The organism is uncultured Propionibacterium sp., assembly GCF_963539965.1.
GTDB lineage: Bacteria > Actinomycetota > Actinomycetes > Propionibacteriales > Propionibacteriaceae > Propionibacterium.
Genome location: NZ_CAUTOU010000002.1, coordinates 99,229 through 123,145 on the forward strand (window position 1 = coordinate 99,229; position 23,917 = coordinate 123,145).

At 69.8% G+C, this 23,917-nt stretch carries 16 protein-coding genes; 10 read left to right on the forward strand and 6 right to left on the reverse strand.

All coding sequences use genetic code 11. The annotated features are described in order from the left end of the window. Window positions 1-574 precede the first annotated feature (574 nt). Window positions 575-880, forward strand: a complete 306-nt coding sequence (locus tag R2N01_RS01375) for a hypothetical protein (protein WP_316667687.1) — start codon at window positions 575-577, stop codon at window positions 878-880. 28 nt (window positions 881-908) lie between these two features. Here R2N01_RS01375 and R2N01_RS01380 read toward each other — a convergent pair whose 3' ends face one another. From R2N01_RS01380 to R2N01_RS01400, 5 genes are all read right to left on the reverse strand, one after another. Further along, window positions 909-1,712, reverse strand: a complete 804-nt coding sequence (locus tag R2N01_RS01380) for an NUDIX hydrolase (RefSeq protein WP_316667689.1) — start codon at window positions 1,710-1,712, stop codon at window positions 909-911. 104 nt (window positions 1,713-1,816) lie between these two features. After that, the gene (glgB, locus tag R2N01_RS01385) at window positions 1,817-3,739 is read right to left on the reverse strand and encodes a 1,4-alpha-glucan branching protein GlgB (RefSeq protein ID WP_316667690.1); all 1,923 of its coding nucleotides are present in this window, start codon (window positions 3,737-3,739) and stop codon (window positions 1,817-1,819) included. 30 nt (window positions 3,740-3,769) lie between these two features. Then, window positions 3,770-5,077 carry a phosphotransferase gene (locus tag R2N01_RS01390; protein WP_316667692.1) on the reverse strand — a complete coding sequence of 436 codons (1,308 nt, stop codon included), beginning with the start codon at window positions 5,075-5,077 and terminating at the stop codon, window positions 3,770-3,772. Next, complete coding sequence (gene treS, locus R2N01_RS01395; protein ID WP_316667789.1) at window positions 5,070-6,761, reverse strand: maltose alpha-D-glucosyltransferase; 1,692 nt, start codon at window positions 6,759-6,761, stop codon at window positions 5,070-5,072. The genes R2N01_RS01390 and treS overlap by 8 nt, the downstream gene beginning before the upstream one ends. A 170-nt stretch (window positions 6,762-6,931) precedes the next feature. After that, a complete protein-coding gene (locus tag R2N01_RS01400) occupies window positions 6,932-9,142 on the reverse strand; it encodes an alpha-1,4-glucan--maltose-1-phosphate maltosyltransferase (protein WP_399553209.1) in 2,211 nt (736 codons plus the stop codon). A 152-nt stretch (window positions 9,143-9,294) separates the two neighbouring features. Here R2N01_RS01400 and glgP point away from each other — a divergent pair, with 152 nt between their 5' ends. Next, window positions 9,295-11,859 (forward strand): alpha-glucan family phosphorylase, encoded by a 2,565-nt coding sequence (glgP, locus tag R2N01_RS01405; protein ID WP_316667695.1) that lies wholly within the window; start codon window positions 9,295-9,297, stop codon window positions 11,857-11,859. 78 nt (window positions 11,860-11,937) lie between these two features. On the opposite strand, the gene glgX is transcribed toward glgP, so the two are convergent. Then, window positions 11,938-14,067 (reverse strand): glycogen debranching protein GlgX, encoded by a 2,130-nt coding sequence (glgX, locus tag R2N01_RS01410; protein WP_316667697.1) that lies wholly within the window; start codon window positions 14,065-14,067, stop codon window positions 11,938-11,940. A 100-nt stretch (window positions 14,068-14,167) separates the two neighbouring features. On the opposite strand from glgX, the gene mnmA reads away from it, so the two are divergent. The 8 genes from mnmA (at window position 14,168) to R2N01_RS11375 (ending at window position 23,838) form a co-directional block, all read left to right on the forward strand. Continuing rightward, window positions 14,168-15,436 (forward strand): tRNA 2-thiouridine(34) synthase MnmA, encoded by a 1,269-nt coding sequence (mnmA, locus tag R2N01_RS01415; protein ID WP_316667699.1) that lies wholly within the window; start codon window positions 14,168-14,170, stop codon window positions 15,434-15,436. Then, entirely contained in the window at window positions 15,370-16,110 is a 741-nt protein-coding gene (locus R2N01_RS01420) for a hypothetical protein (protein WP_316667701.1), read from the forward strand. The genes mnmA and R2N01_RS01420 overlap by 67 nt, the downstream gene beginning before the upstream one ends. A 43-nt stretch (window positions 16,111-16,153) precedes the next feature. After that, entirely contained in the window at window positions 16,154-16,360 is a 207-nt protein-coding gene (locus R2N01_RS01425) for a hypothetical protein (RefSeq protein ID WP_316667703.1), read from the forward strand. A 136-nt stretch (window positions 16,361-16,496) separates the two neighbouring features. Next, on the forward strand, window positions 16,497-16,802 hold the full coding sequence (gene gatC / locus R2N01_RS01430) for an Asp-tRNA(Asn)/Glu-tRNA(Gln) amidotransferase subunit GatC (protein ID WP_316667791.1): 306 nt from the start codon (window positions 16,497-16,499) through the stop codon (window positions 16,800-16,802). Window positions 16,803-16,809: 7 nt separating this feature from the next. Continuing rightward, window positions 16,810-18,339: an Asp-tRNA(Asn)/Glu-tRNA(Gln) amidotransferase subunit GatA gene (gene gatA, locus R2N01_RS01435; protein ID WP_316667705.1), complete on the forward strand. Its 1,530-nt coding sequence runs from the start codon at window positions 16,810-16,812 to the stop codon at window positions 18,337-18,339. Continuing rightward, a complete protein-coding gene (gene gatB / locus R2N01_RS01440; RefSeq protein ID WP_316667707.1) occupies window positions 18,336-19,847 on the forward strand; it encodes an Asp-tRNA(Asn)/Glu-tRNA(Gln) amidotransferase subunit GatB in 1,512 nt (503 codons plus the stop codon). Before gatA ends, gatB begins: the two co-directional genes overlap by 4 nt. Before the next feature lie 143 nt (window positions 19,848-19,990). Then, window positions 19,991-22,540, forward strand: coding sequence for a DUF2156 domain-containing protein (locus R2N01_RS01445; RefSeq protein WP_316667709.1), 2,550 nt, complete (start codon window positions 19,991-19,993; stop codon window positions 22,538-22,540). 512 nt (window positions 22,541-23,052) lie between these two features. Next, the gene (locus R2N01_RS11375) at window positions 23,053-23,838 is read left to right on the forward strand and encodes an alpha/beta hydrolase (protein WP_399553211.1); all 786 of its coding nucleotides are present in this window, start codon (window positions 23,053-23,055) and stop codon (window positions 23,836-23,838) included. The last annotated feature ends 79 nt before the right edge of the window (window positions 23,839-23,917 follow it).

Consider the following 23,917-nt stretch of genomic DNA (forward strand, 5'->3'; position numbering starts at 1 on the left):
GGACGGCGATGGGTCTCCATCGCATGAGCACTGGCTCAAGGACTTCCTATCGTGCTGCTTGATCAGGCGGCTGCGGCTGTTGACGCCGAGAACGAGGCTGCCCTCGCTGATGCTTTCGCGGCCCTTGCCACAGCTGGCACGCGAAAGAACGTTTCGCAACCTGGCAGTTCGCCGGAGAACCGGGCAGGTAAAATCGGGGTATGATTCGACAGCTCGAAGCCGGAGCGTCGTCACCCGGGCCGTCCGGGGTTGATTGACCGGAACAGCAGTGCCGATGCCGCTATCGAGATCGTCGCTGAGGACGGCATCGGCGGCCTTACCCAGTCGCCACGGTCACCGTGAGCCCGGTCGGCCGGGGTCCGTGCGCATCACGGACCGGGATCGGAACGCTCTGCCTGCGTACGTCGGGCAGGTGGTGTGCCGGACCCCGGCCGACCGGGTCGGCGGCCGGTGCGCCGACTCCGATCAGCGCCGTGCGGCGCCTGCCGGACAGAGCCGGACGACGGCTGCGAGCCGGCCCGCAGCGCCGAGTAGCCGCGGATCGTTTGGAAGTACCGCGGAAGTGAGATACTGGATGATGACGAAGATGAAGCCGGACGCCGCGAGGAAGGTGGCCGCGATCGAGGCCGAGCCGGCCGAGAACTCCCGGTGCGGGAGGAGCCGCACATCCAGGATCGGATGGGGGGCGGTGGGGTCCAGCCGCTACCAGTGCGGCGAGCGCCAGCGCCGCTACTGCGGCAGGGATCCACGGCGCCGGATCGCCCGGTTCCTGCTGGGCGCCTCGATGATCGTCCTTCGGAGACGGCCGCTCCGCGGGCCCTTGCGCGAAGACCCCGCGGAGCTCGGCATGATCGCCACAGGAGTCAGCTCAGGGGACTGACCGCCCGTCACCGTACGGGATGCGGCTGTCACCGCGGACCCGGGGGAACCGGGCCGATGGGGAAGCCGCCCTCGGTGTAACCCAGCCCCGTGCCGTCCAGGATGCCGGCGATGCGCCGGGCCGAGAAGTCCCTGACCCGCGAGGGGATCTCGGCGGGCATCACCCAGTGGTAGCCGCGGATCTCCTCGGGCGGGGGCACGAAACCCTCGATGTCACCCGAGGCGATGCGTCCGCCGTCGAAGACGAACTCGATGGCGTCGTGCCAGCCCAGGTAGGGCGGCATCCAGTCGGTGACCAGGGGCTGGTCGGCCAGCTCGATCCGGACGCCCAGCTCCTCGTGGACCTCGCGGATCGCCCCGGCGCGCGGGGACTCGTCAGCCTCGACGACGCCGCCGGGCAGCTCCCAGTCGTCCTTGTAGGTGGGCTCGACGAACAGGACGCGGCCGTGCTCGTCGCGGATGAGGACGTGGCCTATGATGCGGTGGGCCGGCATGACCGAGTCCATGATCGCCGTCATGGCGCCCATGCCGTAGACCTGATCCTCGATGAGGCGCGCATAGAGCAGCGCGTCGATGAAACCGCCGTTGCCATCGGGAACGGCCCGCCTGCGGCGCCCCTCGCGGCGGAAACCGGCCTTGTGCAGGGCCCGCTGGGCGAGCCTGTCGGTGGCCGGGACGCTGGCCTCGACGCGGCGCAGCCCGCGGCCGATGAGCGAATCGTCCGCCGCCAGGGAGACGGCCTCGTCGAGAGTGGGTTGATCGGCGTAGCCGGACCAGTGCAGCACCCCGATGTCGTCCTCGACGACGACGCGCACCTGGAAATCGTCGACCATGGTCGATCCTCCCGAATCCTCGTTGCGATGATGCGCCGCCGGGCCCGACTCCGAGGGGAGTCGGGCCCGGCGGCGTCAGTCGCGAATCTAGCGCGGATCCCCTCTCAGGAGTCCTGCCCGGCGCCGGCGACCGGATCGTAGGCCAGCCACAGGCCGGCCAGCGGGGGCACTCGCACCATGAGCTGGTTGGTGCCGTCCCCGCCGACGAAAGTGGTCAATGCGCCGTTCTCGTAACCGCCGTCGCCGTCCCATCTGGCGTCGGAGGTGTTGAGGATCTCGCGCCATACCCCGGCCTTCGGCACGCGGATCGCGTACTGGTCGTAGGGCTCGGGCGAGAAATTCGCCATGCAGGCCACGATCTCATGCTCGTGGTCGGCGCCGTAGCGCAGCCAGCTGAAGGTGTTGGCCATCCAGTCGTTGGCGTTGATCCAGCTGAAGCCGTCCGGCTCGCAGTCGCGCTCGTACAGTGCCGGCGTGGCCACCTGCAGCAGGTTGGCCTCGCGGATCATGTCGCGCAGGCCCCGGTGCCACTGCATGCCGTCGACCCACCACTCCAGGCCGGCCTCCTCGTTCCACTCGGCGCGCTCGCCGAACTCCTGGCCCATGAACAGCAGCTGCTTGCCCGGGAAGGCCCACATGAACGAGTAGAAGGTGCGCAGGGTGGAGAACTTGCGCCAGTCGTCCTGCGGCACCTTGTTGACCATGGAGCCCTTGCCGTGGACCACCTCGTCGTGGCTGATCGGCAGGATGTAGTTCTCCGAGTAGGCGTACACCATTGCGAAGGTCATCTCGTTGTGGTGGTACTGCCGGTAGACGGGGTCGAGTCTGACGTACTCCAGCGAGTCGTTCATCCAGCCCATGTTCCACTTGAAGCCGAAACCCAGGCCGCCCTCGTGCACCGGCTTGGTGACGCCGGGGAAGCTGGTGGACTCCTCGGCGATCATCATGACGCCGGGCTGGCGCTCGTACAGGTGCTTGTTGACGTAGCGCAGGATGTCGATGGCCTCCAGGTTCTCGTGGCCGCCGTACTTGTTGGGGACCCACTCGCCCTCCTTGCGCGAGTAGTCCAGGTAGAGCATCGAGGCGACGGCGTCGACCCGCAGGGCATCGACGTGGAACTCGCTGACCCAGTACAGGGCGTTCGAGACGAGGAAGCTCTTGACCTCGTTGCGGCCGTAGTTGAACACGTAGGTGCCCCAGTCGGGGTGCTCGCCCTGGCGGGGATCGGCGTGCTCGTACAGCGCCGTGCCGTCGAAGCGTCCGAGCGCCCAGTCGTCCTTGGGGAAGTGGCCCGGCACCCAGTCGAGGATGACGCCGATGCCAGCCGCGTGGAGGGCCTCGATGAGCGCGCGCAGTTCGTCCGGGGTGCCGTAGCGCGAGTCGGCGGAGTAGTAGCCGGTGACCTGGTAGCCCCAGCTGGCGGCCAACGGGTGCGAGGCCAGGGGCATGAACTCGACGTGCGTGTAGCCCATCCATTTGACGTACTCGGGCAGCTCCTTGGCCAGCTGGACGTAGTTCAGTCCCTTGCGCCAGCTGCCCAGGTGCAGCTCGTAGATGCTCATCTGGGAGTGGTAGGGATCGGACGCGGCGCGCCTGGCGAGCCACTCGTCCTCACTGGGCGCCCACTCGTGGTGCGGCGTCCAGACGACCGAGGCGTTCTCGGGCGGGACCTGGCTGAGGAAGGCGTAGGGGTCGACCTTCTCCTGCCAGGTGCCGTCGGAGTGCTGGATCTTGTACTTGTACTGCGTCCCCTCGAGCACGTCCTCCTTCCACAGCGCCCACACACCCGAATCCGGGACGAGCGCCATGTCGTCGCCCTGCCACCAGTTGAAGCCCCCCATCACCTGGACGCGGCGGGCATTCGGGGCCCAGACCGCGAAGCGCGTACCGCGCAGGGTCCCGCGCTGAGGATCGTGAACGTCGACGACATGAGCGCCGAGCCGCCGCCACGCCTCGGTGTCGCCCCCAGTGTGGAAACCCTCAAGGTCCTGACCGGTCAGATTTCCGAAATCCGTTGCTCGAGTCATGCCCAAACCTTTCTACAGTAGCGCGGAGCGCTAGTCGGACGTCTCGAGAGCACCCAGCGTCTCAAGAGCATTCAGCGGTATGTGGACCCAGTCGGGCCGGTTGCGGTGCTCGTAGACCACCTCGTAGACGGCTTTGTCCGCCACATACGCATTCAGCGTATCGTCTTCGGACCGGCCGGGCCGGCTGTCCAGGATTGAAGCGGTGAAGGATTCGACGCAGGCGCGCTCCCAGTCCGCGCGGGCCGACGGGTCCAGGCCGGTGGCAGTGGCCGCCGCGTAACCGAAGGAGCGGATCATGCCTGCGACGTCGCGCAACGGGCTGTCGGGGCGGCGACGCTCGTCCAGGGACCTGAGCGGCTCGCCCTCGAAATCGATGATGTGCCAGCCGTCGTCGCCGAACAGGGTCTGGCCGAGGTGGAAGTCGCCGTGGACGCGCTGAGCCGGCAGCCGCCGGCCCCGTAGGGCGTCGAAGAGGCCGCTCAGGCGCTCCGCGTACGGGGCCAGCTGCGGCACCTCGGCAAGGGCCGACCCCAGCCGGGCGGTCATCGCGTCGGCGATGCCGTCGCCGTTCAGAGTGCTCGTGCCCAGTTGCTCGGCCAGCGCGGCGTGGACGGACCCCAGGGCCCGGCCGAGCCTACCGGCCTGCGAGCTGAAGTCCTCGCCGCGCCCGGCGGCGGCCGTGGCGAGCCCCCAGCCGTCCTGCGCGCCCCTGATGCGAGTGGTGATCATGGCCAGGTCGACCCGCACACCGGAATCGCCCTCGGCGAGCGTGCCGCTCAGCGAGCCGAGCAGACGGTCGGTACTCGTCACGCCGGCCCTCGCCAGGGCCTCGTGCAGCTCGATGTCGATGTTGCGGCCCGGTTGGAGGCGGCGGAAGAACTTGATGAGCGCCGAATGACCCAGGAAGACGCTGGAGTTCGACTGCTCGCCCTCGAAGGCCCGTATCGGCAGGAGGTCCGCGGGCAGACCCGCCTCCAGGTGCCCCTGCCAGTCCCTGCCGTGCCCGCCGCCCGTGGTGGCGCCGATGAGAGCGGCGATCGCCTGCGGGTCGCGGACCGCGTCGTGCACCCATTCGAAGCCCTCGGCGAGGCCGCGGCCGATGCAGGCGCGCGCGATGCGGTCCGTGCGGTAGCTCAGCAGCAGTTGGTAGTCCTCGGTCCGGCCGTCGGGGTACTCGACCGAGAGGATCTCGGCGCGGACAGCCGGGCCGTGCCCGCCCGGCGGGACGATCCAGTCCATCGGCGAGATGGCCACCGGGACGGCGCCGGAGTCCTTGCCCGCGAACCAGCGCGAGCTCGTCGCATGGATCCAGCGCGGATCCTCCTGAAGATCACTCATCGTCATCCTCCCCGGGTTCCTCGAGTTTGAGCCAGGCGTAGCCCCATGCCGGCAGATGGTGCCTGAACTCGTGGTCGGGGCCGACCGGTTCGTGGTGGCGGGCTGATATCAGGTCGACGGTCTGGTAGTCGGCGAAATCGGGGAGGTAGAGCAGGATGTCCTGCGGCTCGGGGGAGAGGTTGTTCAGGCACAGGACGTTGCTTGTGCCCTCCTCGTCGTCCAACGTGCGCAGATAGCTCAGGACGGCGTCGTTCTCACCGCCCAGATCCATGAACTCGCCCAGCCCGAGAGTCGGGTTCGCGCGGCGGGTGGCAAGCATCGAGCGCAGCCAGAACAGCAGGGAGCTCGGATCGTTCAACTGGTCGAAGACGTTCACGTGGCGCGGGTCGTAGCGCTCGTCGGTGATGAGCGGCAGGTAGAAGTCCTCGGGGTCCGCCTGCGAGAAGCCGGCGCGGCGCTCGCTGGTCCACTGCATCGGGGTGCGCACCCCGTCGCGGTCGGGCAGCTCGATGTTGTCGCCCATGCCGATCTCGTCACCGTAGTAGAGCACCGGGGAGCCGGGCAGCGACAGCAGCATCGCATGCATGAGGCGGATCTTGTCCGGATCCCCGTCGGCGAGCGGGGCGAGCCGGCGGCGGATGCCGAGGTTCAGCCTCATGCGCGGGTCGGGGGCGTAGTGGCGCCACATGTACTGGCGGTCGTCCTCGGTGACCATCTCGAGGGTCAGTTCGTCGTGGTTGCGCAGGAAGACGCCCCATTGGCAGCCCTCGGGGACGGGCGGGGTGGAGGCCAGGATCGTCGTGATCGACTCGCGCGTGTGGCGCTCCATGCCCATGTACAGGCGGGGCATCACCGGGAAGTGGAAGGCCATCTGGCACTCGTCGGACTCGCCGAAGTACTCGATGACGTCATGCGGCCACTGGTTGGCCTCGCACAGCACGATGCGGCCGGGGAACTCGGCGTCGATCATCTCCCGTACGCGCTTGAGGATGGTGTGGGTGCCCGGCAGGTTCTCGCAGTTCGTGCCCTCGGCCTCGATCAGATAGGGCACCGCGTCGAGGCGGAGGCCGTCGACGCCGAAACCGAGCCAGAAGCGCAGGGCGTCGAACATCTCGGCGAGCACCTTCGGGTTCTCGTAGTTGAGATCGGGCTGATGGGAGTAGAAGCGGTGCCAGTAGTACTGGCCGCGCACCTCGTCGTAGCTCCAGTTCGAGGACTCGGTGTCGAGGAAGATGATGCGCGCATCGGAGTACCCGTCGGGATCGTCGCGCCACACGTAGTAGTCGCCGTAAGGCCCGTCGGGATCGGTGCGCGAGGCCTGGAACCACGGGTGGCGGTTCGAGGTGTGGTTCATGACGAAGTCGATGATCACGCGCATGCCGCGGTCATGGGCCGCGTCGATGAACTGACCGAACTCCTCCAGGGTGCCCAGGCCGGGCTGGACGGAGCGGTAGTCCGAGACGTCGTAGCCGCCGTCGCCCATCGGAGAGCTGAAGAAGGGCGGCAGCCACAGGCAGTCGATGCCGAGCCACTGCAGGTAGTCCAGGTGTTGGGTCAGCCCGGCGAGGTCGCCGATGCCGTCGCCGTCGGAGTCGGCGAACGAGCGGACGAGCACCTCGTAGAAGACCGCTGTCTGGAACCAACTGGTGTCGCCGGGGTCGATCGCGCCGCTCGGCGTCGTCATGGCTAGGGCCAGGTTCAGTTGTGCCTCGTAGTCGATCTCGGCCGAGCCGTGGTCGAGGGCATTCGATTCGGCGGCAGTGATCGTCACCATCTCCTGACTGTGTCCGTGTGCCGATGGGGAAGGGCTCGGCGCCGACGACCGGACGAGCGGTGCGGGCCCGGCCCCGCCGGTCAGCCCTGGTCGGGGGAGACCGACAGGATGTGGGCCGGCTGGGCCGGCCACAGGCGCACGTAGTTGTCGGCGCCCCAGTCGAAGTCCCGGTCGGTCAGCTCGTCGTGGACGTGGATGCCGCGCCCCGGGTCCAGACCCAGCCAGGCGAGGTCGACGTGAACGGTGGCGTCGGCGGTCTCGTCGGGGTCCAGACTGACGACGGTGATGATGCGGTCCCGCCCGTCGCGCTTGGCGAAGGCGAAGACCCTGTCGCTGGTGGTCCGGAGCACCAGGGTGCCGCGCAGCTGCTGCAGGGCGCGGTGCCCCGCCCGGATCGCGTTCAGCTTGGCGAGCAGGCCGTTGAGATTGGGCTCGGCATCGTAGTCCCGCGGTCGGAACTCGTACTTCTCGGAGTTCATGTACTCCTCGCCGCCGGGCCTTAGCAGTTCGTGCTCGCACAGCTCGAAGCCGGAGTAGACGCCCCAGGCCGGGCTCATCGTGGCGGCCAGGATCATGCGGATCGAGAAGGCCGCCGGATTGCCGGAGTGCGTGAACACCGGATTGATGTCCGGGGTGTTGGTGAAGAAATTCGGGCGGAAGAAGTCCACCGACTCGGTCGACAGCTCGGTGAGGTACTGGCCCAGCTCGCTCTTGGTGTTGCGCCAGGTGTAGTAGCAGTACGACAGGTGGAAGCCGACCTTGGCAAGGGCGTGCATCATCTCGGGACGGGTGAAGGCCTCGGCCTGGATGAGGACCTCGGGGTGGCGCTCGTGCAGGTGCGCGGCGAACCAGGCCCAGAAGTCGATCGGCTTGGTGTGCGGGTTGTCGACGCGCAGGATCGTCACGCCGTGGCCGATCCAGAACTCGGCGAGGCGCAGGGCCTCGTTGTAGATGCCTTCCGGGTCGTTGTCGAAGTTGATCGGGTAGATGTCCTGGTACTTCTTCGGCGGATTCTCGGCGTAGGCGATGGTGCCATCGGCCCGGGTGGTGAACCATTCGGGATGCTCGACGGCCCAGGGATGGTCCGGCGAGGCCTGCAGGGCGAAGTCCAGTGCGACCTCCAGGCCCAGCTCGTGGGCGCGGGCCACGAAGTGGTCGAAGTCCTCGATGGTGCCCAGCTCAGGGTTGACGGCGTCATGGCCGCCGGCCGCCGAGCCGATGGCCCAGGGAGAGCCCGGGTCGTTCGGGCCGGCGTTCAGGGAGTTGTTCGGCCCCTTGCGGAAGGCGTGGCCGATCGGGCTGATCGGCGGCAGGTAGGCGACGGTGAAGCCCAGGGCTGCGATGTGTTCGAGCATCTTCTCACTGGAGCGGAAGGTGCCCGAGGTCCACGAGCCGTCCTGCTGCCTGACGGCGCCGACCGAGCGCGGGAAGAACTCGTACCAGCTCGAGAACTGGGCGCCGCGGCGGTGGACGACGAGCGGGAAGTCCTCGGTGGGGGTCAGCAGGCGGCGGGGGAGCCAGCGGCTCATCCCGGTGCCGACGGCCGCGTCCGCCGCCACCTCGCCCAGCTGCCCGGCCGGGGCGCCGGCGTCCAGGCGCCGTCCGGCGTCAGCCAGGACGGCGGCGTCATCCTCGGCGCCGGCGCCCCGGGCCGCCTTCGTCGCCTCCTCCCGCAGGATGCGTCCTTCGGCGCACACCAGCGGGATGTCGATGCCGGCCTCGAATTTGATGGCGGCGTTGTGACGCCAGGTGTGCCAGCGGTCGTCGAAGGCCTCGATGCGGAAGCTGTAGTCGCCGGGGGAGTCCACATGCACCCGGGCCGCCCAGATGTCGAGGCCCATGGGCTCGATCTGGGCCATCTCGATGCGCTGCTCGGCGCCCGCCGGGTCGGTGAGGACCACGCAGGCGCCCAGGGCGTCGTGGCCCTCACGGAAGATGTTCGCCCTGACGGTGACGGTCTCGTCCTCAACGGCCTTGGCCGGGTAGGTGCCGTTCTCGATGACGGGTGAGACATTGTGGATCGGGATGCGCCCGAAGCCGTTCGGCACCCCGCGCCGCGGTGGCACGGGAATGATCTCGGGACCCGCCTCGGTCTCGGTCACGAGGGGCTCGGGGGCCACGTAGCGGGGCTGCCCGCTCACCGGGGGATCCTGGGGTGGGGCGGACGGGGGCTGCACAGGCTGGACGGGTTCGGTCTGCGAAGGTGCCGCAGGGGACTGGGCGGGCTCGACGGGAGCCTGCCGGGTACTGTCATCGGGGCGTTGCGTACGCCACTTCCACTTGCTGAACACGCCTCTACGCTACCGGGGCGTGAGGATTCTGGCGCGTCCCGGCACGGAATGTCGGACCGTTTCGCGTGGGACGTGCCCCGTCCGACTCCCACATCGTGGACGAATGGGCGACCGGTCAGTTCTCTTCTCCCCCGGCCGATTAGCCTTGACGCGTGCGAGCTATCAGACGATTCATTGTCCAGCCGGTCTTGCCGGAGCCCCTCAAGCCCCTGCACGACTTGGCCTTGAACCTGCGTTGGGCATGGCACCCGGAGACCCAGGAGCTCTTCGAATCCCTCGATCCCGAACTGTGGCGGGCAACCGAGCGCTCCCCGCTGAAGCTGCTGGCGACCGTCTCGCGCGAACGTCTCGACACGCTCGCCGGGGACCGCCGCTATCTGCGCCACCTCGAGCTCGTCCAGCAGGATCTGGACGATTACCTGAATGGCGACCGCTGGTTCCAGGGCTTCGCGGCCAGGACCGAGGGCGCTCCCGACTCCATCGGTTACTTCTCGGCCGAGTTCGGCATCGCCTCGGTGCTGCCGCAGTATTCGGGCGGTCTCGGCATCCTCGCCGGCGATCACCTCAAGGCGGCCTCCGATCTCGGCGTGCCGATCATCGGCGTCGGCCTGCTGTACGCCCAGGGCTACTTCCGCCAGAGCCTGAACGCCTCGGGCTGGCAGCAGGAGTACTACCCGGTCCTCGATCCGCACGAGCTGCCGATCAGCCCCCTCATGGACGGCGACGAACAGGCGAGCATCGAGATCACCGTCGGCCACCGCCCCGTCAAGGCCCAGTTGTGGACCGTCCAGGTCGGCCGCGTGCCGCTGCTGTTCATGGACACCAACGTCAAGAGCAACGACGAGCAGGCCCGCGGCATCACCGACCGCCTCTACGGCGGTGACTCGAGCCACCGTCTGGCCCAGGAGGTCCTCCTCGGCGTGGGCGGCGTGCGCGCCCTCCGCGTGTTCTGCCGCCTGGCCGGCCATCCCGAACCCGACGTCTTCCACTGCAACGAGGGCCACGCCGGCTTCCTCGGCCTGGAGCGCATCCGCGAGTTCATGGACTCCGGCGAGGACTTCGACACCGCCCTGGAGAAGACCCGCGGCGGCATGCTCTTCACGACGCACACGCCCGTCCCGGCCGGCATCGACCGTTTCGGTCAGAACCAGGTCGCTGACCAGTTCAGCGACTTCGCGCCGCTGCCGCTCGACCGCGTCCTCGCGCTCGGCGCCGAGGACTACCCGGGCGGCGACCCCTCGCGCTTCAACATGGCCGTCATGGGCCTGCGGCTGGGCCAGCGCTCCAACGGCGTCTCCCTGCTGCACGGCGAGGTGAGTCGCGAGATGTTCCAGGGCCTGTGGCCGAACTTCGACGTCACCGAGGTGCCGATCGGTTCGGTCACCAACGGCGTCCATCATCCCACCTGGATCCATCCGGATCTGCTCGAACTCCTCGAGACCCGGACCAGCGGCGCCGAGACCGTCGTCGACGGCTACGACTGGTCGGCCCTCGACCGCGTCGACGACTCGTCGCTGTGGTCGCTCAAGCGCCGCATGTGCGCCGAGATGATCTCGATGGCCCGCGAGCGCCTCGAGAGGAGCTGTCAGGTGCGCGGCATGAACTCCGACTGGGTGGCCGGGGCCCTCAACCCCAACATCCTGACGATCGGTTTCGCCCGTCGCGGCGCCTCGTACAAGCGCCTCACGCTCATGCTGAACCAGCCCGAGCGCCTCAAGAAGCTGCTCAACGATCCCGAGCGCCCCGTGCAGTTCGTGATCGCCGGCAAGGCCCACCCGGCTGACGAGGTCGGCAAGAGCCTCATCCAGCAGATGGTGCAGTTCTCGGACGATCCGCAGGTGCGCGGCAAGCTCGTCGTCCTGCCCGACTACGACATCTCACTCGCTCGCCCGCTCTACCCGGGCTGCGATGTCTGGCTGAACAACCCCCTGCGCCCCTACGAGGCCTGCGGCACCTCCGGCATGAAGGCGGCTCTCAACGGCGCCGCCAATCTGTCGGTTCGCGACGGCTGGTGGGACGAGTGGGCCGAGCCCCGCTTCGGCTGGGAGATCCCCTCCGCGGACGCGATCACCGACCCGACCGCCCGCGACGCCGCCGAGGCCGAGGCCCTGTACGACATCATCGAGAACGAGGTCGTGCCCAAGTTCTACAACCGCGACGTCAGCGGCCTGCCGACCGCATGGGTCCGCATGATGCGCGAGACGATCTCCGACCTCGGCCCGAGGATCCTCGCCAGCCGCATGGTGCGCGACTACACCGTCTGGTACTACACACCGGCCGCCCGCTCCTCGCGCGTGCTGACCGCCGACGGCGCGGCAGCCGGGCTCGCCAGGTGGAAGCGCGAAGTGCGCGCCGCATGGCCCGGCGTGGGCGTCGAGCGCGTCATCTCCGACCTGCCGAACCCGGTCCCGGTCGGTACCGAGAACAGCTTCACCGCGTGGGTGCGCCTCGGCGAGCTGACGGCCGGGGACGTCTCGGTCCAGCTGGTCTCCGGGGATGTCGACGCCGATGACGAGATGCATCACGTGCGCATCAATGAGCTGGCCCCGACCGGCCGCGCCGAGGGCGACGTGCAGGAGTTCGCCGTGCGCGCCACCTCGCACTTCGCCGGCCCGGTCGGCTACACGGTGCGCGTCGTGCCGAAGAACCCGCTCATGGCCAGTTCCGCCGAGCTGGGTCTGGCCGCGGTGGCCAACGGCTCGGCCATCGAGCTCTGAGACGGCCGGCTGCGCGGGGGCGGCCCCCGCGCAGCGTCGCCGACGGCATGGGGAGAGGGGGCATGCGGGCCCCGTGGCTCACTCGGCCTCGGCGCCCTCCAGCGCGTCAACCTGCGCCCTGGCCGTCGGTACGCTCACCTTCATGACGGCGACCGTACGGCCGGGCAGTGTGAAGACGGCCCCCGGGGCCAGCGCGTCGGCGGGCAGTTCGCCCTCGTCGGCGGTCGAGGCCACGATCAGATAGCTCGTGCCCCAGGGGACCGGGGGAGTGGTGACCTCGATGGGCCGGTCCCCGGAGTAGAACCAGATCAGGAAGGCCTCGTCGGAGGCGTTCGAGACGTACTTGCCGAGCAGGCGTCGTCCGCTGTCGTTCCAGTCGTCCTCGCCCATCTCGCCGCTGTAGCCGTTCATCCAGGCCATCTCGTAGCGGCCCAGGCCCTTGCCGTCGGCGTCGGTGACCTCGGTGCGGTAGTGGTAGTCGTCGGCCTGCAGGAGCGGTGAGGAGGCTCGCAGCGCGATGAACCGCTTGGTCGTGGCGAAGACGTCGTCCCAGTTCTCGAGCAGGTCCCACCGCACCCAGTTGATCCGGTTGTCCTGGCAGTAGGCGTTGTTGTTGCCCTGCTGGGTGCGGCCCATCTCGTCGCCGGCGCAGAACATCGGTGTGCCATCGGACATGATGAGCGTGGCCAACAGATTGCGCGCCTGGTGGTGACGCAGCGCGTTGACCGCCGGATCATCGGTTTCCCCCTCGACACCGCAGTTCCACGAGCGGTTGTCGTCCGAGCCGTCGCGATTGCCCTCGCCATTGGCCTCGTTGTGCTTGCCGTTGTAGCTGACCAGATCTCGCAGGCAGAAGCCGTCGTGGGCGTTGATGAAGTTGATCGAGCTGGACGGCGGGCGGTCGTCGTGGTCGAAGATGTCGGGCGAGCCGGCCACCCGGGAGGCCAGCTCGTTGACGCCGTGCACCTGGGAGCGCCAGTAATCGCGCAGATAGCCGCGGTAGCGGTCGTTCCACTCGCTCCAGCCCCTGCCCCAGCGCCCGACCTGGTAACCGTAGGGGCCCATGTCCCAGGGCTCGGCGATGAGTTTGATGTCCTCGAAGACCGGGTCGGCGGCCAGGCGTCTCTTGAACTCGTGGTTCTGGTCGACGCCGTGGGCGCTGTCGCGGATGAGGGTGGTGGCCAAGTCGAAGCGGAAGCCGTCGACACCCATCTGCGTGACCCAGTAGCGCAACGACTCGTGGATGAGATCCAGGACCTCCTCGTGGCCGGTGTTCACCGAGTTGCCGCAGCCGGTGACGTCGTAATCGTTGCGCAGGTCATCGGTGAGACGGTAATAGCCCTTGTGATCGATGCCCCGGAAGTTCAGGGTCGGGCCCTCGTGGCTGCCTTCGCAGGTGTGGTTGTAGACGACGTCGAGCAGGACCTCGATACCGGCGCGGTGCAGGGCGCTCACCATGTTCTTGAACTCCTGCACCTGATCGCCCTCGGTGCCCACGGAGCAGTAGGCGCCGTGCGGGGCGAAGTAGGCCAGGGTGTTGTAACCCCAGTAGTTCGACAGGCCGCGGCCCATGACGAAGGGCTCGGAGACGAACTGGTGGATGGGCAGGAGCTCGATCGTGTTGATGCCCAGCTCCCTGAGGTGCTCGATGACGGCCGGGTACGCCAGACCCGCGTAGCGCCCGCGCAGGTGCTCGGGCACGGCCGGGTGCATGATCGTGAAGCCCTTGACGTGGGTCTCGTAGATGACGCACTCCTCGAGCCGGCGGTGCCGGGCGATCGGCTCGGGCGCGGGGGAGTCCGCCACGACGACCGACAACGGCACGTACTGGGCGGAGTCCCGGGTGTCGGGCACGTAGTAGGACTCGGCGGTGTGGTCGAGGATCGGGCCGGTGTAGTCGACGCCGGCGGTGACCGCGCGGGCGTACGGGTCGACCAGCAGTTTGGCCGGGTTGGCGCGCAGTCCGGCATCGGGGTTCCACCTGCCGTGGATGCGGTAGCCGTAGCGCTGGCCGGCGGTGACCCCGGCGACGAAGGCGTGCCAGACGTCGCCGTCGCGGGTCATGTCGATGTTGCGGATCGTCGTACCGTCGTCGTTGACGAGGGCGAGCTCGACGCGGTCTGCTCTGGCCGCCACGAGGGCGAAATTGCAGCCGGTATCGGTGAGCACGGCCCCGAGGGACTTGTTCTGCGCAGGCGAGATGGTCATCTTCACTGCTCTTTCGGGCTGGCGGCGCGAGGGGTTTCGTGACGCAGTGCGCGGGCCGCTCACGCACGACGTGCGAGTCTAGTAGGCGCACCGGTCTAGGATGCGCGTATGCCAGAACGCGCGTGTGTCGTTGCGCAAATGGCGAACTGATCCCGATCGGCTCCAGGAGCTTCCTCAGATGCGTGTTGCAGTGGCCATGTCCGGAGGTGTCGACTCGGCCGTGGCGGCGGCCCTCGTCCAGGCGCAGGGCCACGATGTCGTCGGCGTCCACCTGCTCATGGGGGCGGCCTCGGTTCCGGAGACCGCCGACGCCCAGCGGATCGCCGACCGGCTCGGCGTCGAGCTGGCGGTCTGGGATCTGCGCGGGCCCTTCGAGGAGCACGTCATCGACTACTTCGTCGGCTCCTACGCGCGGGGCCTGACGCCCAATCCGTGTCTGCGCTGCAACCGCGGCGTGAAGTTCGGCGGGCTACTGGCCAGGGGACGCGCCGAGGGCTTCGAGGCCGTTGCGACGGGCCATTACGCGCGGATCACCCGTTCCTCGGAGGGACTGGCCGAGCTGCGCCGCGCGGCCGACCCGCGCAAGGACCAGTCCTACGTGCTGGCGGTCCTGGGCCAGGAGGAGCTGGCCCGGCTCATGTTCCCGCTCGGGGACTTCGCCGCCAAGGCCGAGGTGCGCGCGCAGGCCGCCCGTCTCGGCCTGCCGGTGGCCGCCAAGCCCGACTCCACCGACATCTGCTTCATCTCCTCCGGCGGTGCCGTCGAATTCCTGGCCGAGCACCTGCCCGACCGTCCCGGCGACATCGTGGACGAGGACGGCAACGTCATCGGCCGTCATACCGGTATCCACCACTTCACGATCGGTCAGCGCAAGGGGCTGCGGCTCGGCCGCCCGTCAACCGATGGCAGGCCGCGCTACGTCACCGGCATCAGCGCCGCCACGAACACCGTGCGCGTCGGCCAGGGCGACGCGCTGCTCGTCGACTACGTGTTCGCCGAGCGCCTGCTGGTGACCGCCCCCGAGCTGCCCGACGGCTGGCACGGTGCGGCCCAGTTCCGGGCGCATGGCGCCGCCCATCCGGCCACCGTGCAGCGTGAAGGAGACCGTGCACGCGTCGTCTTCGACGACCCGGCGGCCTCTGTGGCGCCCGGCCAGTTCATCGTCTTCTACGAGGGCGACAGGGTGCGCGGTTGCGCCGAGATCACCACGACCCACCGCCTCGGCCGGCCCGGGGGCCTCGGCGTCCGGTCGGTTGGCGCCTGGCTCCGGGCCCCTCGCTCGTCGGGCGCCGCGCCCGCCGCATGCTCGTCGGGGACCGCGAGATCTTCGCCGAGGCCGCCCAGGACTGGCCGGGGACCCCAACGCTGACCGTCGCCGGGCCGCTCACGCTGGCGGCCTGCATCGACCTGCCGAGGGCCGGGCGGGCGATCGGCGACCATGGCGCGCGCCGCGACATCGCCCAGTCCTGGGCGGTCGGCGTCGGAGATTTCCTGCGCGACACCGTGCGCCTGATCGCTCGGGCGTTCGCCGTCCAGATCGATGAGCCGTGTCTGGCCATGGTGCTGGACGGCGGGGTGCCCGACGAGTCCGGCCGCAGCCTCCTGCCGCCCGTTGACCGGCAGGAGGCCCGCCGAGTCCTGGCCGGGGCCGTCGAGGCCGCCAGGGCCGGCGGCGACCAGGTGGTCGTCCACTGCTGCGCCGTCGACCCCCACCTGGATGTGCTGGGCGGGGCCGGTGCCGATGCGCTGAGCCTGGACGTGCGCGACCGGGGGAGCGGGTTCTGGGACGAGCTGGCCCGCTGGTGCTCCGGCAACCCGGAACGCCGTCTGTGGCTGGGCCTGGTCGGCGCCGACGAGACCGAGCAGGGCGCCTCGGTCATCGCCCGCCGCCTGGCCCTGGCCCGCGCCCGGCTGGACGTCGCCGGGGGCTCGACGCGTCCGGCCGACTGGGCCATCACCCCGGCCTGCGGCCTGGCCCGGGCCCCCGGTACCGGCCAGTGGCGGATCCTGCGCGACCTGACCAGGGTCGCCGCCGATGCCTGACGTCCCGCGCCCCGAGCCGTACCGGCCGGTTAGAATCGCCGGCATGGCCAAGTTCTCCTCCGACCTGGATCTCACCGGCGACGCCCCGGTGCGCGTGCGTCCCCGTCTGGGGGAGTGGGGCCCCTCCCTGGTGCCCACCACCTCGCGCAAGAAGCGCGTCCGCGTCTACTCGCTGGCGGCGCTCGTCGTCGGCCTCGCCGCCGTTACGGCCCTCATCACCGTCTTCTACAGGGCCGTTCAGGGCGGCTAGCCGTGCCGGTCCGTCCTGCCGGGGCGGGCTGGGAGCGCCCGATGGGCCCGATAGGATTGAGCGCGGGCAGGACCCCGGTGGTGATCGCCGAACGTTCGGGCGGCTGCGGGGTCCGCGAATCCGTGAAGGAGTGGTCATCGTGGCACTCACGCCGCAGGACGTCAGCAGGCTGGCCGGTCTGGCCCGCATCGAACTGACCGAGGCAGAACTGGCCGAGATCGCCCCCCAGCTGGACGTCATCCTCGAGGCCGTCGCCTCGGTGGGCGCTCTCGCCGATCAGGACATTCCGCCCAGCTCCCACGCCGTACCGCTGGCCAATGTGATGCGCGACGACGAGCGCCGGGATAGCTGGCCCGCTGCGGCGATGCTCGCGGGCGCCCCCGCCCAGGAGCAGCAGCGCTTCCGCGTGCCCCGCATCATCGACGACTCGAATGCCGGCTGAGGCCATCATGAGCAGCGACAGCAGCGGCATCTGCACCGCGACCGCTCTGGAACTGGGCCGGCGCATCAGGATCGGCGAGCAGACCAGCACCGAGATCACCCGGGCCTTCCTCGAGAGGATCGAGGCCGTCGAGCCCGCTGTCCACGCCTTCCTGGCGGTCGACGGCGAGCGCGCACTGGTCCAGGCCGCCGCCGTCGACGCCCGGGTCGCGGCGGGCGAGCCCCCGGCGTCACCACTGGCCGGCGTGCCGATCGCCGTCAAGGACCTGTTCTGCTACGCGGGCCTGCCCACCACTGCGGCGTCGAAGATGCTCGAGGGCTGGATTCCGCCGTACAACTCGACCGTCGTCCAGCGCCTGCTCGACGCCGGACTGGTCATCCTCGGCAAGACGAATCTCGACGAGTTCGCTACCGGCTCGTCCACCGAGTCCTCGGCCTACGGCCCCACCCGCAACCCGTGGGATCTGGAACGCGTCCCCGGCGGCTCCGGCGGCGGTTCCGCCGCCGCACTGGCCGCGTTCGAGGCCCCGCTGGCCATCGGCACCGATACCGGCGGCTCGATCCGGCAGCCCGCCTCGATGACCGGCACCGTCGGCGTCAAACCGACCTACGGGGGCGTCAGTCGCTTCGGCATCATCGCCATGGCCTCCAGTCTCGACCAGGCCGGTCCCTGCGCGCGCAACGCGGCCGACGCGGCCGCCCTGCACGTCGTCATCGCCGGCCACGACGCCGCCGACTCGACGAGCCTGGACGAGCCCGTCCCCGATGTCGTCGCCGCGGCCGGTGCCGCCGACGTGACCGGCATGCGCATCGGCGTCGTCAGCCAGCTGGGCGGCGAGGGTTACGCCGCCGGCGTCGAACGGTGCTTCACCGAATCGGTCGAGTTGCTCCGCCAGGCGGGTGCCGAGGTCATCGAGGTCTCCTGCCCCAGCTTCGCGCAGGCCCTGGCCGCCTACTATCTGATCATGCCGAGCGAGCTGAGCAGCAACCTGGCCCGCTACGATGCCATGCGCTACGGGCTGCGGGTGGGCGACGACGGCTCCACCTCCGCCGAGAGCGTCATGCGCCGCTCGCGCGGGGCCGGTTTCGGCGCCGAGCTCAAGCGCCGCATCGTTCTGGGCACCTACGCCCTGTCCGCCGGCTACTACGACGCCTACTACGGTTCGGCGCAGAAGATGCGCACGCTCATCGCGCGCGACTTCGCCGCGGCCTTCGACCGGGTCGACGTGCTCGTCTCACCGGTCGCCCCGACGACCGCCTTCAGGCTGGGGGAGCGGGTGGGGGACCCGCTGGCCATGTACAAGGGCGACCTGTGCACCCTGCCGGCGAACCTCGCCGGCGTCGCAGCCGGCTCGTTCCCCGCGGGTCGCTCGCCCGAGGACGGCCTGCCGGTCGGGTTCCAGGTGATGGCCCCCGTACTCGGCGACGACCGCGTCTACCGCGTCGGCGCGGCACTCGAGAGGCTCGCCGGGACGGCCGACTTCTGCCGGCAGGCGCCCGTGCTGCCCGTTGCGGAGAACGGGGAGGCCTCGAAATGAGCCTCCAGCGCAGCAGCGACGAACTCGTGGGCTACGACGAGGCGATGGAGCGCTTCGACGTCGTCCTCGGCCTGGAGGTGCACGTCGAGCTCGGCACCGCCTCGAAGATGTGGTGCGGCTGTTCCACCGAGTTCGGCGGCGAGCCCAACACCCGCACCTGCCCGGTCTGCCTGGGCCTGCCCGGGTCCCTGCCGGTCGTCAACCGGAAGGCCGTCGAGTCGGCCATCCGGATCGGCCTGTCCCTGGGCTGCGAGATCGCGCAGTGGTGCCGCTTCGCCCGCAAGCAGTACTTCTATCCGGACATGCCGAAGAACTACCAGATCAGCCAGTACGACGAGCCGATCGCCTTCGACGGCCGGGTCGAGCTCGAGGTGGACGGTGTCGGCTACGAGGTGCCGATCGAGCGCGCCCACATGGAGGAGGACGCGGGCAAATCCCTGCACGTGGGCGGTTCCACCGGCCGCATCCAGGGCTCGGACCACTCGCTGATGGATTACAACCGCGCCGGCGTGCCGCTTGTCGAGATCGTCACCAGGCCGATCCGCGGCACCGGCGCGCGGGGCCCCGAGGTCGCACGCGCCTACATGGCCCACCTGCGCGACATGGTCCGCGCCCTCGGGGTCTCGCAGGGGCGCATGGAGCAGGGCCAGCTGCGTTGCGACGCCAATGTCTCGCTCATGCCCAAGGGGTCGGATGAGCTGGGCACGCGCACCGAGACGAAGAACGTCAACTCGCTGCGCTCGGTCGAAGCCGCCCTGCGCTACGAGATCCGCCGCCAGGGCGCCGTCCTGGCCGGCGGCGGCCGGGTCGAGCAGGAGACCCGCATGTGGAACGAGGCCGGCGGCTTCACCACCGCCGGCCGGTCCAAGGAGCAGGCCGAGGACTACCGCTACTTCCCCGAGCCCGATCTGATCCCCCTGGCCCCCGGCCGCGAGTGGGTCGCCGAGCTGCGCGCCTCCCTTCCCGAGATGCCCTCGGCCAAGCGCTCCCGCCTCCAGTCCGAGTGGGGTTTCTCCGATCTGGAGATGCGCGACGTCATCGGCAACGAGGGCGCCCTCGACCTCATCGAGGCCACCGTTGCGGCCGGCTGCGATCCCGTCGCCGCTCGCAAGTGGTGGCTCACCGAGCTGGCCCGGGCGGCCAATGAGCAGGGCGTCGCGCTCGAGGAGCTGGCGATCAGCCCGGTCCAGGTGGCCCAGGTGCAGGAGCTCGTCGAGGCCGGGACGGTCAATGACAGGCTGGCCCGTACGGTCATCGAGGGCGTGCTGGCCGGCGAGGGCGCTCCCGGACGGATCGTCGAGGCCCGCGGCCTGGCCGTGGTCAGTGACGAGGGCGCCCTGACCGCGGCCGTCGATGCCGTCATCGAGGCGAACCCCGATGTCGCCGCGAGGATCCGCGGCGGCAGGACGCAGGCCGTCGGCGCCCTCATCGGGGCCGTCATGAGGCAGCTGGGCGGCAAGGCCGATGCCAGGCGCGTGCGCGAGCTGATCACTGCCAGGCTGTCCTGAACCTGTTGCCCGCGCCGGCAGGTTCCCCGTCCCCGCCCGGCGCCGGCCGGATCCTGACCGGGACCGGCCTGCACCTGCAGGGGGCCCTACCATCGGGGGTCGTGCAGGCAGCCGGCAGCAATCATCCAGCGCGCAGGGCATCCGTGCCCGTTCGCCGTATCGGTTCGGGCCTGAGGGCCTGGGGCGTCCGTCTCGGGCGCGCCCCCGTCAGCCTCGCGCTGGCACTCGTCTCGTTGGCGATGACGATCCGGGGAGGACACCTGGCCCTGTCCGGCCCCGATGAGATAGGTTCGGTGAGCCACCAGTCCGAGCTGCGCTTCGACCCCGACACGATCCGGTTGAGCCGCATCGGCCTGGAACTGATCGCCCCGGGCACCTGGGCCGCGCTGTTCGTCGTGCTGGCCGCTGTACTGGCCGCCGGGCCGGCCGTCGAGCGTCGCCTCGGCTCCTGGCGCTACGGCATCGTCCTGCTCGCCTGCCATCTGTCGGGCTTCCTGTTCACCACCGCACTGACCTGGGTCATCCATCCCTGGTGGCCCGACTGGGCGACGATCATGCGCGAGGGCTGGGTGACGGGCGCCTTCCCCGCGTTCATGGGTGCGCTCATGGCGGTCTCGGGAGGCCTGTCCCGCCTGTGGTGCTCGCGGGCGCGCTGGGCGGGACTGACGGTGGCCGTCACCCTGCTGCTGTACGACGCGACCTCGACGGTCTGCGTCGCCTGCGGTTCGATGCTCGTCGGCGTCGCGCTCGGCGCCGTCATGTGGCGCGGGCGCCGACGCACCGGTGTCCGCCCGGTGCTGTCCGAACGGCGCGCGCTCGTGACGCTCGTCGTCGCCTGCACCAGCATCGGTCCCATCGTCTCGGCCTGGTCGGCGGCCGTCGAGAGCCCGCTGAGCCAGTTCAGCGGTTATCTGCGCACCGGCTCCTTCGAGTCCTCCGAACTGCGCGTCATCTGCTCACTGGCCAGTCAGCACGCCTGCGTGCTGGCCCGTCTGCACAAGACCGCCGGGTTCCCGACCCTGCTCGTGACGGTGCTGCCCTCGCTGATCCTGCTCGTGGTCTGCGTCGGATTGCTGCGCGGGCGCCGCTCGGCCTGGTTCTGGGCGCTCGGCGTCAACATCGCCACGGGCGTCACGACGGTGCTTCCGCTCATCGCCGGGCTGCCCGATCTCGTCGAGATGTGGAGCGCACCCGGCACCCCGAGCCGGGGCCAGTTCGTCCTGCGCATGACGGTCAACCTCGTGTCGGTGCTCGAACCGGTGGCGATCATCATCCTGCTGCTGGCCTGCGGCGGTCTGTTCGTCGTCCGGCTGTCCCACCGCGAGGTGGTGACGCGTCTTGCACGCTACGTCGGCGTGTATGCGATCGGGGTGGCGGCCTTCGTCGTCACCGGCTGGATCGCGTCAGGACTGTGGGAGCCCAGCGCCCGGCCCGGCGACCTCGTCCACGACGCCTTCGCGCGCGTACTCGGCCTGGAGGTATTCGTCGGCATGTCGCTGAGACTGACCGCCGACTCCCTGCTCACCGGGCTCGTCGCCAATCTCATCCCGCTCCTGACCACACTGGCCTTCCTCGTCATGCTCGTGCGTGACATGACGGTCGGCCCGGCGCGCACCGCCCGCGACAGGACCCGCGTGCGCGAGCTCGTCGTCGAGGGCAAGGGCGGTCTCTTCTCGTGGATGGCCGCCTGGCCCGGGGCCATCCACTGGCTGGGGCCGGACCGGGCGTCGGCCGTCGCCTACCGCGCCTCGCACGGCGTCGCCCTGACGGTGGGGGAGCCCCTCAGCAGCGACCAGATGCGCACGGCCGTCCAGTTCAGCGCCTACTGCGACGAGCAGGGGCTCGTTCCCTGCTTCTACTCGGTCGGCCCGGAGTTCGCCCGGGCCGCACGCGCGAGCGGGTGGCATGCCATGCAGATCGCCGAGGAGTCGCACCTGGAGCTCGGCGAGGTGGCCTTCAGGGGCAAGCGCTTCCAGGACGTCCGAACCGCCATGAACCGGGCCAGGCGCGAGGGCATCACCGTGGAGTGGACGAGCCTGCCGCTGTGCCCGGCGCAGCTGCGCCGCGGCATCGTCCGGGTCGTCGAGGACTGGCAGGACGAGCAGGCGCTGCCGCCCATGGGCTTCACCCTCGGCGGCCTGGCCGAGATGGACGACCCGGCCGTGCGCTGCGAGGTCGCGGTCGACGAGGCCGGGCGCGTCCATGCCGTCGCCTCCTGGCTGCCGTTCCACACCGACGGGCGGGTGACCGGCTGGCTGCTCGACGTCATGCGCCGCAGCGACCACCCCAAGGCCTTCCACTCCGGCATGGAGCTGCTCATCGGCACGGCCGCCCTCACCTTCCAGGACGAGGGCTACGAGGTGATGAGCCTGTCAGGCTCGCCCCTGGCCCGCGTCGAGCGCGAGAACGAGCCCGTCGAGGACCAGGTCTCCGACGCCATCACCGGTTTCGTCGACCAGCTCGCCGATGCGATCGAGCCGTACTACGACTTCACCTCGCTGCACCGCTTCAAGTCCAAGTTCGGGCCCAGCTTCCGGCCCGTCTACCTCGTCTACGCCGACCCGAGTCAGCTGCCCGCGATCGGCGGGGCCCTGACCACCGCCTACCTCAGCGACACCGACCAGGTGAACTGGCGCACGGTGATCTCCAGAATGATCCGTTCGCGGCGTCCGGCGGGGGTGAGCGGTTCATGAACGCCCTCAGCGGATGGCTGGGATCGGTGCTCGCCTGGCTCGCCGGCAGGCGCATCGTCGATGCCGCCGAGCTGGTGCCCGCCGCTGCCGTCTGCGCGCTGGCCCTGGCCGGGCTGCTGATCAGGCGCAAGCGCCGCTGGGCGGTCACCGCCTGCGTCTGCGCCCTCAACGGCGCCGTGCTCGGCGCCCTGGCCCTCCTCGTGGTCGAGAAGGGGCTCAACGTCGCCGGCGGCCCGATCCCGTGGGCCGCGAGGGCCATCATCGTCGGCTGCTTCGCCGCCATCGGCATCGCCGTCGCGAACTTCCGCTGGTCCACCTGGAGACGCCGATGCTGTGCCGTGCTGGCGAGCCTCGTCTTCCTCGCCGGAGCGGTGCTCGGCGTCAACAAGGTCTACGGCATCGACAAGACCGTCGGTGCGCTCATCGGCTACGACCAGGGGACGACGATCTCCGTGCCGGCCCTCAGCGACTCCGGGCGCATCGATCCGACCACCTGGACGGCGCCGTCCGGTATGCCGGACGCCGGGACGACAGGCTATGTGACGATCCCCTCGACCGTCTCGGGCTTCGACGCCCGGTCCGCCGGCGTCTACCTGCCCCCTGCGGCGCTCGTCGAGGACGCGCCGAAGCTGCCGGTCATCATCATGATGATGGGACAGCCCGGCAATCCCGATCCGACGAGCGTGGCGGCGATCCTGGACGCCTACGCCGCGGCCCACGAGGGCATCGCCCCGATCGTGGTCCTCGCCGACCAGCTCGGCGATCCCGACAATGACACGCTGTGCATGGACACCAGTTATTACGGCGGTGTCGAGACCTATGTGACGACCGATGTCGTCAACTGGATCGGGGACAACCTCAACGTCTCCGCCGACCGTGACGACTGGACGGTCGCGGGCTACTCCAACGGCGGCCTGTGCTCGATCCTGTTCGGCGCGAAGCACCCCGACCTGTTCGGGACGATCCTGGACATCTCCGGTGAGCTCTACCAGGGCGAGGAGCATCCCGAGTGGAACCTCGAGAACGTCTTCGGCGGTGACCAGGCGGCCTACGACGCGGTGAAGCCCTTGACCATCCTCGGCGAGAACCACTACGAGGACATGTGGGCCTACTTCTCCTACGGCACCGAGGACGGCACCTTCGGGCCCGATGCCGTGGCCGTCTCGCAGGCCGCGCAGGACGCGGGCATGACCGTCCTGCTCGACCCGCTGCAGGGCGCCGACCATTTCGAGGCCGCGATCCAGGGCGGTTTCACCAACGGCCTGGCCTACTGGTCCAGGCGCGAAGGCCTCGACTGAGACCGGCCGGCCCCCACCGGGGGCGGGGGGAACCCCTGCCCCCGGACACGTGGACCGTCGTCGTCACGACGAGGACTGT